Annotated in this window: 11 protein-coding genes; 1 reads left to right on the plus strand and 10 read right to left on the minus strand. The window is 72.6% G+C overall.

Annotated elements, in window-relative coordinates; genetic code table 11:
- Window position 1: 1 nt before the first annotated feature.
- The 8 genes from ACU6P3_RS27655 to ACU6P3_RS27690 all read right to left on the minus strand — a co-directional run bounded on the left by ACU6P3_RS27655 (window position 2) and on the right by ACU6P3_RS27690 (window position 7,395).
- The gene (locus ACU6P3_RS27655) at window positions 2-1,114 is read right to left on the minus strand and encodes an aliphatic sulfonate ABC transporter substrate-binding protein (protein WP_447194589.1); all 1,113 of its coding nucleotides are present in this window, start codon (window positions 1,112-1,114) and stop codon (window positions 2-4) included.
- A 157-nt stretch (window positions 1,115-1,271) separates the two neighbouring features.
- Complete coding sequence (locus ACU6P3_RS27660) at window positions 1,272-1,430, minus strand: hypothetical protein (RefSeq protein ID WP_107055692.1); 159 nt, start codon at window positions 1,428-1,430, stop codon at window positions 1,272-1,274.
- The gene (locus ACU6P3_RS27665) at window positions 1,430-2,983 is read right to left on the minus strand and encodes a sulfate adenylyltransferase subunit 1 (RefSeq protein WP_447194590.1); all 1,554 of its coding nucleotides are present in this window, start codon (window positions 2,981-2,983) and stop codon (window positions 1,430-1,432) included. The genes ACU6P3_RS27660 and ACU6P3_RS27665 overlap by 1 nt, the downstream gene beginning before the upstream one ends.
- Before the next feature lie 2 nt (window positions 2,984-2,985).
- Complete coding sequence (cysD, locus tag ACU6P3_RS27670; RefSeq protein ID WP_447194591.1) at window positions 2,986-3,960, minus strand: sulfate adenylyltransferase subunit CysD; 975 nt, start codon at window positions 3,958-3,960, stop codon at window positions 2,986-2,988.
- Window positions 3,957-4,511, minus strand: coding sequence for an adenylyl-sulfate kinase (gene cysC, locus ACU6P3_RS27675; RefSeq protein WP_447194592.1), 555 nt, complete (start codon window positions 4,509-4,511; stop codon window positions 3,957-3,959). The genes cysD and cysC overlap by 4 nt, the downstream gene beginning before the upstream one ends.
- Before the next feature lie 91 nt (window positions 4,512-4,602).
- Window positions 4,603-5,304: a phosphoadenylyl-sulfate reductase gene (locus ACU6P3_RS27680; protein WP_447194593.1), complete on the minus strand. Its 702-nt coding sequence runs from the start codon at window positions 5,302-5,304 to the stop codon at window positions 4,603-4,605.
- A 169-nt stretch (window positions 5,305-5,473) separates the two neighbouring features.
- Entirely contained in the window at window positions 5,474-7,171 is a 1,698-nt protein-coding gene (locus ACU6P3_RS27685; protein ID WP_447194594.1) for a nitrite/sulfite reductase, read from the minus strand.
- 140 nt (window positions 7,172-7,311) lie between these two features.
- Window positions 7,312-7,395 (minus strand): putative leader peptide, encoded by an 84-nt coding sequence (locus tag ACU6P3_RS27690; protein WP_309471194.1) that lies wholly within the window; start codon window positions 7,393-7,395, stop codon window positions 7,312-7,314.
- Between the two features lie 212 nt (window positions 7,396-7,607).
- On the opposite strand from ACU6P3_RS27690, the gene ACU6P3_RS27695 reads away from it, so the two are divergent.
- The gene (locus tag ACU6P3_RS27695; protein WP_447194595.1) at window positions 7,608-10,958 is read left to right on the plus strand and encodes an amidohydrolase family protein; all 3,351 of its coding nucleotides are present in this window, start codon (window positions 7,608-7,610) and stop codon (window positions 10,956-10,958) included.
- Window positions 10,959-11,048: 90 nt separating this feature from the next.
- Here ACU6P3_RS27695 and ACU6P3_RS27700 read toward each other — a convergent pair whose 3' ends face one another.
- Together ACU6P3_RS27700 and ACU6P3_RS27705 are read right to left on the minus strand one after the other, a co-directional pair.
- Entirely contained in the window at window positions 11,049-11,585 is a 537-nt protein-coding gene (locus ACU6P3_RS27700; RefSeq protein ID WP_447194596.1) for a GNAT family N-acetyltransferase, read from the minus strand.
- Between the two features lie 141 nt (window positions 11,586-11,726).
- Window positions 11,727-13,379, minus strand: a complete 1,653-nt coding sequence (locus ACU6P3_RS27705; protein WP_447194597.1) for an acyl-CoA dehydrogenase family protein — start codon at window positions 13,377-13,379, stop codon at window positions 11,727-11,729.
- Window positions 13,380-13,394: the final 15 nt, after the last annotated feature.

A 13,394-nucleotide genomic window follows, 5' to 3' on the forward strand; every position in this document is an offset into this window, starting at 1 on the left:
GTTACTTCGCGCCGAGACCGGCGTCGGAGACCGCGGGCCTGCCCTCGTCCTCGAGGACCTTGTTCAGCGGCTTCAGGTCGTAGATCCCGTTCAGGTTCGGCTTCTCGAGCAGTCCCGCCTGCACCGCGTGGTCGGCCTCGGCCTGGAGTGTGGCGGCCAGCGGGTCGTCGGTGAACTGGATCGACTTCCAGGCCGGGTCGAGCACCTCCGGCGGCAGCGCCTTTCCGCTGAGCGTCTTCAGCGCCTTGTTGGCGGACTCCTTGGCCCGGTCCGGGTTGTCGTGGATGTAGGCGTTGGCCTTCAGCGAGCCGCGCAGCACGGCCTCGACCACGTCCGGGTGCTCCTTCAGGAACGTCTGCGACACGATGATGTTCGTGATCACGAACTTCTTGTCCGGCCACAGCGAGGACTCGTCCAGGATCTCCTTGGCGCCCTCCGCGACCAGCTTGGAGGCGGTCGGCTCCGGCACCCACGCGCCGTCGATGGACCCGGACTTGTAGGCATCCGGAGTGATCTTGTTGTCCGTGCGGACGACCGAGACATCGCCCTTGCCGGACTGCGCGTCGACCTTCCAGCCCTTCTCGGCGATCCAGTTGAGGAACGCCACGTCCTGCGTGTTGCCCAGCTGCGGGGTGGCGATCCTCTTGCCCTTGACGTCGTCCAGCGTCTTGATCTTCTTGGGGTTGACGACGAGTTTCACCCCGCCCGAGGCGGCCCCGCCGATGATGCGCAGGCTGTTGCCGTCCGTCTGCGTGTAGCCGTTGATGGCGGGGGAGGGGCCGATGAAACCGATGTCGATGCTGCGCCCGTTGAGGGCCTCGATCTCGGAGGGGCCGGCGTTGAAGGTCGTGGTGGACAGCTTCGTACCGCCCAGTTCCTTCTGGAAGATGCCCTGCTGCACACCGACCAGGGCGGTGGCGTGGGTGAGGTTCGGGAAGTAGCCGATCCTCACCGTGTCGGCCGAGAGCGCCTTGCCGGCCGCGGCGGGTGCTGGCCGGTCCTCGCTCTTGTCCGCCTGGGAGCCGTAGCCGCAGGAGGTCAGGACGACGGCGAGCAGGGGCAGCGCGGCGAGCGTGGCGCGGCGGCGGCGCGCGGTGGTGCGGATCGCAGACACGGGAGGGGGTCCTCTCGGTGACCCGGTGCTCACGCCCCGCGGGTACGGGGCGTGGCCGGGAGTTCGGCAGGTCTTCGCCGGTACGGGGCGTACCGGTCGTACGGATCGAACGGGTGGGGCCGGTGGGGCGCACGGGCGCGCATGCGGTGCGCGTACGTCAACGCGCACATCGCGCCACCCCGCCCGTCCCCGCGCCGAGGGCGCCGCTGCCCACCCGGCCGCCCTCCTTGGCGAAGGTCGCGTACACGTCGTCGTAGGCGTCGTACGCGTCGGCGCGCACGTCCGCGTTCGGCGCGGCGCACGGTTCGGCGGCCATCAGAAGTCCCAGCCCTCGTCGTCGGGCAGCCGCCGGGCGGCCTTGGTCGCGTCGGCCGCCGCCGCGAAGGCGTCGCCCGCCATGCCCGCGGCCAGTGTCGTCCCGTCCACGGGGTCGATGAGCAGGAAGGATCCGGTGCGGCGCGAGTCCGCGTACGGGTCCAGGGCGAGCGGCTCGGCCGTCCTGACCACCACCCGGCCGATGTCGTTGGCGACGAGTTCGCCGGGGGAGGGGTGCTGGGACAGGTCCGCCAGGGTCAGCCGGGACGGGATCTCCTTGACGATCGCCTTGACCGTGCGGGTGGTGTGCTTGAGCAGCACCCGCTGGCCCACGGTGAGCGGCTGGTCCGCGACATGGCAGACGGTCGCCTCGACGTCCCGCGTGGTGGCGGGCGCGTGCGCCGTGGGCGCGATCAGGTCGCCGCGCGAGACGTCGAGGTCGTCGGCGAGCCGTACGGTCACGGACTGCGGTGCCCAGGCGGCGTCCACGGAGGTGTCCGCGCCCAGCCCGGCGCCGAGCGCGTCGATGGCCTCGATCGTGCTCGTGCGGCCGGAGGGCAGGACGGTCACGGGATCGCCCACGCGCAGCACACCGGAGGCGATCTGTCCCGCGTAGCCCCGGTAGTCGGGGTGCTCGGCGGTCTGCGGGCGGATGACGTACTGGACGGGGAAGCGCGCCGGGCAGTCGGTCAGGTCGTGGCTGACCGGCACGGTCTCCAGGTGCTCCAGCACGGTCGGGCCGCCGTACCAGTCCATGTGCGCGGACGGCTCCACCACATTGTCACCGGCCAGCGCGGAGATCGGGACGGCCGTGATCTCCGGGACACCGAGAGAGGCCGCGTACGCGGTGAACTCCTCGGCGATGGAAGCGAACACGGGCTCGGCGTAGTCGACCAGGTCCATCTTGTTGACGGCGAGCACCACGTGCGGGACGCGCAGCAGGGCGGCGACCGCCGCGTGCCGACGGGTCTGCTCGACCACGCCGTTGCGGGCGTCCACCAGGACGACGGCCAGCTCGGCGGTGGAGGCGCCGGTGACCATGTTCCGGGTGTACTGCACATGGCCCGGGGTGTCGGCCAGGATGAACCGCCGCCGGGGCGTGGCGAAGTAGCGGTAGGCGACATCGATGGTGATGCCCTGCTCCCGCTCGGCACGCAGCCCGTCGGTGAGCAGTGCCAGGTCCGGCGCCTCCTGGCCCCGGCTGCGGGAGGCGTGCTCGACGGCCTCCAGCTGGTCGGCCAGCACGGACTTCGAGTCGTGCAGCAGCCGGCCCACCAGGGTCGACTTGCCGTCGTCGACGCTGCCGGCGGTCGCGAACCGGAGCAGGGTCGTTTCGGACAGCCGACCGGCGAACTCGGCGGCCCGGTCGGTGACCTGCTCGGTGGTCCGGCCGGCGGCCCGGGTCCGGTCCTGGTCCTGTCCCCGGACCCGGCCCGCCGCCGTTGCCGGTCCGGGTGCCGGGACGTGGGCCGTGGCCGCGTCGGCCGCGGCGTCCGCACCCGTGCGGGACGCGTGGGCCCCGTGCGCCCCGGAACTCGTACCTGTGCTCGTCATGGCTAGAAGTACCCCTCGCGCTTGCGGTCTTCCATCGCGGCCTCGGACAGCTTGTCGTCCGCGCGGGTCGCGCCCCGCTCCGTCAGCCGGGAGGCGGCGATCTCGGTGATCACCGCGTCGAGTGTGGTGGCGTCGGAGTCCACGGCGCCCGTGCAGGACATGTCGCCGACCGTGCGGTAGCGGACCAGGCGCTGCTCCACGGGCTCGGAATCCTTCGGCCCGCCCCAGTCGCCGGCCGTCAGCCACATCCCGTTCCGGCGGAACACCGCGCGCTCGTGCGCGAAGTAGATCTCCGGCAGGGTGATCCCCTCGCGGGCGATGTACTGCCACACGTCCAGCTCGGTCCAGTTGGAGAGCGGGAAGACCCGGACGTGCTCGCCGGGGGCGTGCCGGCCGTTGTAGAGCTGCCACAGCTCGGGCCGCTGCCGGCGCGGGTCCCACTGCGAGAACTCGTCCCGCAGCGAAAACACCCGCTCCTTGGCGCGCGCCTTCTCCTCGTCGCGCCGGCCGCCGCCGAAGACCGCGTCGAACCGCTCGGCCTGGATCTTCTCGGTCAGCGGAACCGTCTGCAGCGGGTTACGGGTGCCGTCGGGCCGCTCGCGCAGCTTCCCCGCGTCGATGTACTCCTGGACGGACGCGACGTGCAGCCGCAGGCCGTGCTCGGCCACGGTGCGGTCGCGGTACTCGATCACCTCGGGGAAGTTGTGCCCGGTGTCCACGTGCAGCAGCGAGAACGGCACCGGCGCGGGCGCGAACGCCTTCAGCGCCAGGTGCAGCATGACGATGGAGTCCTTGCCGCCGGAGAAGAGGATCACCGGCCGCTCGAACTCGCCCGCCACCTCGCGGAAGATGTGCACGGCCTCGGACTCCAGCGCGTCCAGGTGGCTCAGCGCCCAGGGCGCGTACGTGTCCCCGGCGCTCCCGGCGTTCCTGGTGTCGTCGGCGCCGCCGGTGACGGTGGTGACGGTCGTGGTCACGCGAGACCCCTTTCGATGAGCAGTGCGTGGAGTGCGGCGGCGGACTCCTGGACGGTCTGGGTGTGCGACTCGATCCGCAGGTCGGGGGAGTCCGGCTCCTCGTACGGGTCGTCCACCCCGGTGAGCCCGGTCAGCTCGCCCGCGGCCTGCTTCGCGTACAGCCCCTTCACGTCCCGTGCGGAGCACACCTCGACGGGCGTGGCCACGTGCACCTCCAGATAGCCGGTGCCCTTCTCCTGGTGGCGCTTGCGCACGGCTTCCCTGCTGTCCGCGTACGGCGCGATCACCGGCACCAGCGCCTTGACGCCGTTGGCCGCGAGCAGCTCGGCGACGAAGCCGACGCGCTGCACGTTGGTGTCCCGGTCGGCGCGGCCGAAGCCGAGGCCGGCGGAGAGGAACTCGCGGATCTCGTCGCCGTCGAGCACCTCCACCCGGTGCCCGTCGGCGCGGAGCCGGCCGGCCAGCTCCCCCGCGATGGTCGTCTTGCCCGCGCTGGGCAGCCCGGTGAGCCAGACCGTGGCGCCCAGCTCCGTCACGTCAGTCGTGCTCAACCGTTCCTCCTGGTCCCGTTCCTGATCGCCCGGCGGTCGCCCGTCGGCCGGCCGACGGGCGACCGCCGGGCGGCCGACAGCCGGTCCGCCGTCATCCGTGCAACCCGCACTCGGTTTTGGCCCGGCCCGCCCAGCGGCCGGCGCGGGCGTCCTCGCCCGCCAGGACCCTGCGGGTGCAGGGCGCGCAGCCGACCGAGGCGTAGCCGTCGTCGAGCAACGGATTGGTCAGCACGCCGTGCTCGGCCACGTAGGCGTCCACGTCGTCCTGAGTCCACCGGGCGATGGGGGAGACCTTGACCTTGCCGCGCCGCTCGTCCCAGCCCACGACGGGGGTGTTCGCCCGGGTCGGGGACTCGTCCCGGCGCAGGCCCGTGGCGTACGCCGTGTACCGGGTCAGGCCCTCTTCCAGGGGCTTGACCTTGCGCAGGGCGCAGCACAGGTCGGGGTCGCGGTCGTGCAGCTCGGGGCCGTACGCGGCGTCCTGTTCGGCGACGCTCTGCCGCGGGGTGAGCGTGATGACACGGACGTCCATCACGGCGTCCACGGCGTCGCGGGTGCCGATGGTCTCCGGGAAGTGGTAGCCGGTGTCGAGGAAGACCACGTCGACCCCGGGCATGGCCCGGGAGGCGAGGTGGGCGACCACCGCGTCCTCCATGGAGGAGGTGACGCAGAATCGTTTCCCGAAGGTCTCCGCGGCCCAGGCGAGGATCTCCAGGGCCGTGGCCTCCTCGAGCTCCCGGCCCATCCGCTCGGCGAGCGCCCGGGGATCGTCGGTTTCCGGCAGTGCCGTCATGTCTCTTCCCCTCCGTCAGGTCGCTGAAGTCCGCGGGTGAGGAGCCCGAGGAACGTCAACGTGAAGGCACGGTTGCACCCCGCGCATTCCCACGCGCCACGGCCCTGTTCGCCCGGCCGGAGGTCCTCGTCGCCGCAGTAGGGGCAGTAGAAGGGAGCCGCGCGCTCACTCACGACAGGGCCTCCTCGGACGCGCGGGCCGCCCAGGCGGCGAACCGCTCGCCCTCCTCGCGCTCCTTGCCGAAGCGGCCCAGCACCCGCTCGATGTAGTCGGGCAGCTCGTCGGCGGTGACCTTCAGGCCGCGGACCTTGCGTCCGAAACCGGCCTCGAGACCCAGCGCGCCGCCCAGGTGCACCTGGTAGCCCTCCACCTGCTCGCCGGCGGAGTTCATCATCAGCTGGCCCTTGAGACCGATGTCCGCCACCTGGATACGGGCGCAGGCGTTGGGGCAGCCGTTGATGTTGATGGTGATCGGCTCGTCGAAGTCGGGGATCCGGCGCTCCAGTTCGTCGATCAGCGTCGCGCCGCGCTGCTTGGTCTCCACGATCGCCAGCTTGCAGAACTCGATCCCGGTGCAGGCCATCGTGCCCCGCCGGAACGGCGACGGCGTGACCCGCAGGTCCAGCGCCTCCAGCCCCGCCACGAGCGAGTCGACCCGGTCCTCCGCCACATCGAGGACGATCATCTTCTGCTCGGCCGTGGTACGCAGCCGACCCGAGCCGTGCTCCTCGGCCAGCTCGGCGATCTTCGCCAGGGTCGCGCCGTCCACCCGGCCGACGCGCGGGGCGAAGCCCACGTAGAAACGGCCGTCCCGCTGCCGGTGCACGCCGACGTGGTCGCGCCAGCGCTCCACCGGCTGCTCCGGGGCGGGGCCGTCGATCAGCGGGCGCTTCAGGTACTCGTCCTCGAGGACCCGCCGGAACTTCTCCGGGCCCCAGTCGGCGAGCAGGAACTTCAGCCGGGCGCGGTTGCGCAGCCGGCGGTAGCCGTAGTCACGGAAGATCGAGATGACACCGGTGAAGACATCGGGCACCTCGTCCAGCGGCACCCAGGCTCCCAGACGCTGCCCGATCTTGGGGTTGGTGGACAGTCCGCCACCGACCCAGAGGTCGAAGCCGGGGCCGTGCTCGGGGTGGCGCACCCCCACGAACGCGACGTCGTTGATCTCGTGCGCCACGTCCAGCAGCGGCGATCCGGAGATCGCACTCTTGAACTTGCGCGGCAGGTTCGAGAACTCGGGACTGCCGATGATCCGGCGGTGGATCTCCTCGATCGCCGGTGTGCCGTCGATGATCTCGTCCTCGGCGACCCCGGCCACCGGGGAACCGAGGATCACGCGCGGGGTGTCACCGCACGCCTCGGTGGTGGACAGGCCCACGGCCTCCAGTCGCCGCCAGATCTCCGGCACGTCCTCGATCCGGATCCAGTGGTACTGGACGTTCTGCCGGTCGGTGATGTCGGCGGTGCCCCGCGCGAACTCCTGCGAGATCTCGCCGATGACGCGCAGCTGCTCCGTGGTCAGCCGGCCGCCGTCGACGCGTACCCGCAGCATGAAGAACTCGTCGTCCAGCTCCTCCGGCTCCAGGACCGCGGTCCTGCCACCGTCGATCCCGGGCTTGCGCTGCGTGTACAGGCCCCACCAGCGCATCCGTCCGCGCAGGTCGTTGGGGTCGATGGAGTCGAAGCCCGCCTTGGAGTAGATCGTCTCGATGCGTGTCCGCACATTGAGACCGTCGTCGTCCTTCTTGAACTGTTCATTGCCGTTGAGCGGAGTGAAGTGCCCCACGGCCCACTGGCCCTCGCCGCGGTGACGGCTCACTTTGCGGCGGGGCGTGGGGGTGGACGGCTTTTCCGGGGTGGCGGCCATGACGGTTACGTCCTTCGAGACATGCAGGAGGGCACTCTGAAACGCACACGCGCGCGGATGCGCGGCGGTGCGCGGAATCATGAGCGGAAAGAGGGGAAGAGCGGGGAAAAGAGCACGGGAGCGCGGCGGTGCTGGGACTCTCAGCCCGCCGGACAGATGGCGCTGGACATACGGCCGAGGTCGACGTGGCGTCGACTCACCAAGGCAATCCCAGCTCTGGACATGACGAAAGCGTGTCACGCGGATCTCGGGGCAGTCCACTGCTATCCAGAATATGGACTACATCGTCTTGCATTGCGGGATTTGTGGTCCTCGTCACGGGCTGTCGAGGTTTTATGCGCCAGCGGGCCGGTCGACCGCCCGGTTTCGTCATTTCGCGACGTCGGGACGTCAGGAATATAGGAGCTTTCCAGAGCGCCCCCCTATCTTCTTCCCCATGGCTGAACGCGACGACTTCACCACGGAAAGTGACGGGATGTCCCGGCGGGGCGTCATCAAGGCGGGTGTGACCGGCGCGGGCGCCGCCGCGCTCGTGCTGCCCGGCGGCCCGAGCGCCGCCTTGCCCCGGCCGGCCCGCGCCGCCGCGTCCCTCCTCGACGCGCCGGCGGGAACCCGCACCCTCACCTTCACCGCCGGCACCAACGCCTCCGTGTCCGCGTCCCCGGCCGGGGACAGGCTGGTCCTGGAGGTCCAGGGAGTGCTCTGGGCGCTGCCGCGCGAGGGCGGCACCGCGACCGCGCTGACCCGGCCCGGTCTGGAACCCGCCCGGGTGGCCTGGTCACCGGACAGGAGGCTGATCGCCGTCTGCGCCTACCAGGGCGGCGGATTCCACCTGTGGACGATGGCGCCCGACGGCTCCGGACTGCGCCAACTCACCTCGGGTCCGTGGGACGACCGAGGTGTGACCTGGTCCCCGGACGGCACCCGGCTCGCCTTCGCCTCCGAGCGGGGCGGGGATGCCGTGGCGGGGAGCGCGTACGGCATCTGGACGGTCGACGTGCGGTCCGGCGCGCTGACCCGGCTCACCGGGGCGCGGGGGACCGAGGACTACGACCCGGCCTGGCACCCCGACGGCCGGACCGTCTGGTTCGTACGGTCCACCGGCCAGGGCGGCCGCACCCTCGCCTCCGTACCCGCGCGCGGCGGCGCGGTCACCGTGCGGCGCACCCTGACCGAGGGCGCGCTGCTCTGCCCCGCGATCGCCGCCGACGGCCGCGTGGCGTACGTCCAGCTCCCCGACGTCGCCCCGCGCACCACCGCGGCGAGCTGCGTCCTCATGGTGGACGGCGAGCCGGTGACCGACGAGGGCGAGGAGGTCTCGCCGACGCCGCCGTCCTGGGCGGCCGACGGCGAGCTGTTCTACATCGCCGACGGGCGGCTACGGGCCCGGCGCCCCGGCCGGGCGTCCCACACCGCCGCGCCCACGGCCGGGAAGGAGACCACGACCCCGACGGGGCGTGCGGCGACCGGCCCGGTGGCCGCGCCGGTGACCGCGAGCGGCTCCGCCGCGCGGGAGATCCCCTTCACCGCCTCGCTGGACGTGCCCCGGCCCGCCTACCGGCGCAAGCGCCACGACTTCGACTCGACCGGGGCCCGCCCGGTCCGCGGCATCCATCTGCCCGCACTCTCGCCCGACGGCACGTCGGTCGCCTTCGCCGCGCTCAACGCGCTGTGGGTGATGCCGCTCGGCGGGCGCCCCCGCAAGCTGCGCCAGGCGGCCCCCGCCGGCTATGTCCAGATGCCGTCCTGGGCGCCGGACGGGCGCAGCGTGCTCTACGCCTACGAGGACCTCGGCCACGGCCACAGCCTGATCGGCGTGCGCCGGCACCGGCTCGACGACGGCACCGAGGAGGTCCTGTCGGCGGGCGGACGCGCCAACCCCGTGCTCTCGCCGGACGGCCGCCGGCTCGCCTGCCAGGACACCAACGGCGATCTCCTCGTCCGCGACCTCGCCACCGGCGCGGAGAAGGTACTGGTCACCCCGCTCGGCGCCAACGGCCTGCCGGGCGCGCCCAGCTGGTCGCCCGACGGGCGGTACCTCGCCTTCTGCGACCGCAACCGGCTCAACCAGCGCTTCCGTGAGGGTTACAACCTCATCCGGGTGGTCGACACCCGTACCGGCCGGTCGCGCGCGTACCAGCCCCAGCCGCACGCCTCGCTGTCCGACCGCCGCAACAGCGGCCCGGTCTGGTCCCCGGACGGAACGTCGATGGCCTTCGTCATGGAGTCCGCCCTGTGGGTGCTGCCGGTCCGGCCCGACGGCGCGCCCGCCGGGGAGCCGCGCCGCGTCACCGACGAGATGGCCGACCACCCCTCCTGGTCCGGCGACTCGCGCACCCTGCTGTACCTGTCCGGCGGCGAGCTCCGGCTGATCCGCGCGGACGGCACCGGGCGGCGCACCGTGCCCGTACCGCTGGAGTACGGCCGCCGGCCGGCGCCCCGGTCCCGGGTCCGGGTGCACGCGGGCCGGCTCTGGGACGGCACCGGCGAAACCGTCCACGAGGACGTCGACCTCGTCCTGGAAGGCAACCGGATCGCGGCCGTGGAGAACCACCGGCCGGGACCGGCGCGGCGGGGCGAGCGGCTGATCGACGCGTCCCGGTCCACCGTCCTGCCCGGCCTGTGGGACTCCCACATCCATCCCTACCAGGACATCTACGGCGGCCGTCAGACGAGCCTGATGCTCGCCTACGGCATCACCACCAATGTCTCCCTCGGCGGCTTCGCGTACGAGGCGGTCCGGATCAGGGAGTCCGTGACGGCCGGCCGGATGACCGGGCCCCGGCTCCTGATGACCGGCGAGCTGACCGACGGCGCCCGCGTCGCCTACAGCATGGGCCGGGCACACCGCACCCGCGACGGGGTACGGCGCACCCTGCGCCGGGCGGTCGCCCTCGACTACGACTTCGTCAAGACGTACGTGCGCGCGCCCGGCTGGACCATGCGGGAGGCGGCCCGTACCGCGCACGAGGAACTCGGCGTCGCGTGCGGGAGCCACCTGCTGTCACCGGGCGTCAACACCGGCCAGGACCTGACCACACACCTCCAGGCCACCCAGCGCTCGGAGTACGGACGCGCCCTCTCACCCACCGGACAGTCCTACCAGGACGTGCACGAGACCTACCGCGACGGTGACTTCCGGCTCATCATGACGCCGTTCGCCGCGCTCTCCCTGCTGGGCGCCGATCCCGCGCTCGCCGACGACGCCAGGGTGACCACGCTGATGCCGCCCTGGGACACGGCCGCCGTGCGCGACGCGGCCTCGGCCCCACCGCCCCCGGCTGTCGCGGCGGCCCTCGCGGAGGAGACCGCCCGGTACCGCGGCCTGCTCGCGGCGGGCGGCACGCTCGTCCTGGGCACCGACGCGCCGCTGGTCCCCGTCGGGCTCCACCTGCACCTGGCACTGCGCGCGCTGCACGACATCGGCAAGCTGTCGGTGGCCCGCACCCTGCGCACGGTGACGGCGGTCCCGGCCCAGGTGTTCGGTGTCGGCGACGACCTGGGGACGCTGGAGCCGGGCAAGCTCGCCGACCTGACCGTGGTCGACGGCAACCCGTTCGAGGACTTCGGCGATCTCGTCCGTACGGCCTGGGTGATGCGGGACGGGGTCGTCCACCGCCAGGAGGACCTGGTGGCGGCCTTCACCGACCGCGCGGCGGGTCGCGGCCGGGCGGCCGACCGGGAACACGACCAGGAACGTCAGGAGCGTCAGGAGCGTGACGACTGGCTCGACGTGGGCCGTCGGCTGCGTGCCGAGGGCTGCTGCGCGGAACCGCTCCTCACCTGAGTGGGGGGGAGCCGCGGCTCGGGGCCGTGCCGGCCCGAGGGGCTCCGGACACGGTTCCGTCGGCCCGGGGAGTCCTGGCGGCCGGGTGGGCTACGCCTTCCCCTCCTCCTCTTCGGTCTTCGTGTCGTAGAGCGTGAAGCCCCGGCTCAGGTAGTTGTCCATGGCGTGCGGCCCGTCCTTGGAGCAGGTGTGCAGCCAGACCCGCCTCGTAGGGATCCTGCCCGGCCACCGCCCGGCCAGGTCCCAGGCGCGGGCCGCGCCGTACGACAGCAGATGGCCGCCGATGCGGCGGCCGCGGAAGGAGGGGAGCAGGCCGAAGTACACGATCTCCACCGTGCCGTCGTCCTCGCCCGCCAGCTCGAGGTAACCGGCCGGAGTTCCCTTCTCGTACGCCACCCACGTCTCGGTGCCCGGCCGGGAGACGATGTCCCGCCACCGCTCGGCCGACAGCGGCAGCCGGTCGGTCCAGCCGACGTCGGCGCCGACGGCCGTGTACAGGAACCGGCTGAACTCGGGCGAGGGCACCTCGGCCCGTACGATCCGCACCTCGCCGTCGGGCCGCGCGGCGGGGCGCAGACCGTCTGGCGAGGTCTGTTCCAGGTACCAGGTGGTGACAGTGTTGCTCATGGGGCACAGCGAACCACAGCGGTCCCCGGCCCCCGAACGAGGGCCGGGCACCTCACCGGGGGCGCGAGTGCGGGGTGTGCCCGGAGCCGAGCCCCGCCAGGTCACCGGCCGTGCCCGGCGCCCCGCCAGGCCCCCGCTCCGTCAGGCCACCGGCCGTGCCCGGTCCACCACCGAGGCCAGGTCCAGGCTGTGCGGCAGCGTGCCGAAGGCCGCGCCCCAGTCCTTGCCGAGCCGCGACGCGCAGAACGCGTCCGCCACCTCCGCGGGGGCCCACCGCACCAGCAGCGAGCCCTGGAGCACCAGCGCCATCCGCTCCACCAGCCGGCGCGCCCGGGCCTCGATACCGTCCAGGTCGGCCAGTTCGGTCAGCAGGTCCTTGATCGCCGCGTCCAGCCGGTGATCGGCGCCGCGCGCGGCACCCACCTCCTGGAGGAACGCGTTCAGCGCCGCGGGTTCCCGCTGGAGCGCGCGCAGCACGTCCAGCGCCTGCACATTGCCCGCCCCCTCCCAGATCGAGTTCAGCGGCGACTCGCGCAGCAGCCTCGGCATGCCGGACTCCTCCACGTAGCCGTTGCCGCCCAGGCACTCCAGCGCCTCGACGGCCACCGGAGTGCACCGCTTCGTCACCCAGTACTTGGCGGCGGGCACCGCCAGTCGCAGGAACGCCCGCTCCTCCGCCGCGCCCTCGTCCCCGTTCTGGACGTGGTCGTACGCGGCGGCCAGTCGCAGGGCCAGCGTCGTCGCCGCCTCGGACTCCAGCGCCAGGTCCGCCAGAACGTTGCGCATCAGCGGCTTGTCGATCAGCTCGCCGCCGAACGCGCCGCGGTACGTGGCGTGGTGCACCGCCTGCGCCACCGACTGGCGCATCAGCGCGGCCGAGCCCGCCACGCAGTCCAGCCGGGTCGCCGCCACCATCTCGATGATCGTGCGCACCCCGCGGCCCTCCTCGCCGACCCGGCGTGCCCACGTGTCGTCGAACTCGATCTCGCCGGAGGCGTTGGACCGGTTGCCCAGCTTGTCCTTGAGTCGCTGGATCCGGAACACGTTGCGCGTTCCGTCCGCCAGCACGCGCGGCACGAGGAAGCACGTCAGCCCGCCCGGCGCCTGCGCCAGCACCAGGAAGCCGTCGCACATCGGCGCGGAGCAGAACCACTTGTGACCGGTCAGCAGGTACTCGCCCGCCGCGTCCAGCGGCCGGGCGCCGGTGGAGTTGGCGCGCACGTCGCTGCCGCCCTGCTTCTCCGTCATGCCCATCCCGAAGAGCACGCCGGTCTTCTCCGCGGCGGGCCGCAGCCCCGGCTCGTACCGGTGGGAGGTCAGCAGCGGTTCCCACTCGGCCGCCAGCCCCGGATCCGCGCGCAGCGCGGGCACCGCCGCGTGCGTCATCGAGACCGGACAGCCGTTCCCGGCCTCCGCCTGCGTCCAGATCATGAAGCCGGCCGCGCGGCGGAGGTGCCCCCCCGGGCGCCCCCAGGCGTCGGTCAGCCCCGCCGAGACCGCGCCGTCCAGCAGCCGGTGCCAGGCGGGATGGAAGGAGACCTCGTCGATCCGGTTGCCGTACCGGTCGTGCGTGCGCAGCTCGGGCGGATGCTCATTGGCCAGTGCGCCCCACTCCTGGACCTCGGCCGACCCGGCGGCCCGGCCGAGCGCCGTCAGCTCCGCCCGGGTCTCGTCGAGGAGGGCGGGCGCGCTGTGCCGCGCGACGCCTTCGGAGAGGGCCCGGTCGGTGGCGAAGATGTCGTACCCCACCAGGGGCGGAACCTGATTGGTCACTGTGTGGGTGCTCGCTGCCATGCCGATACGGTAAAG

The organism is Streptomyces hebeiensis (assembly GCF_052983195.1).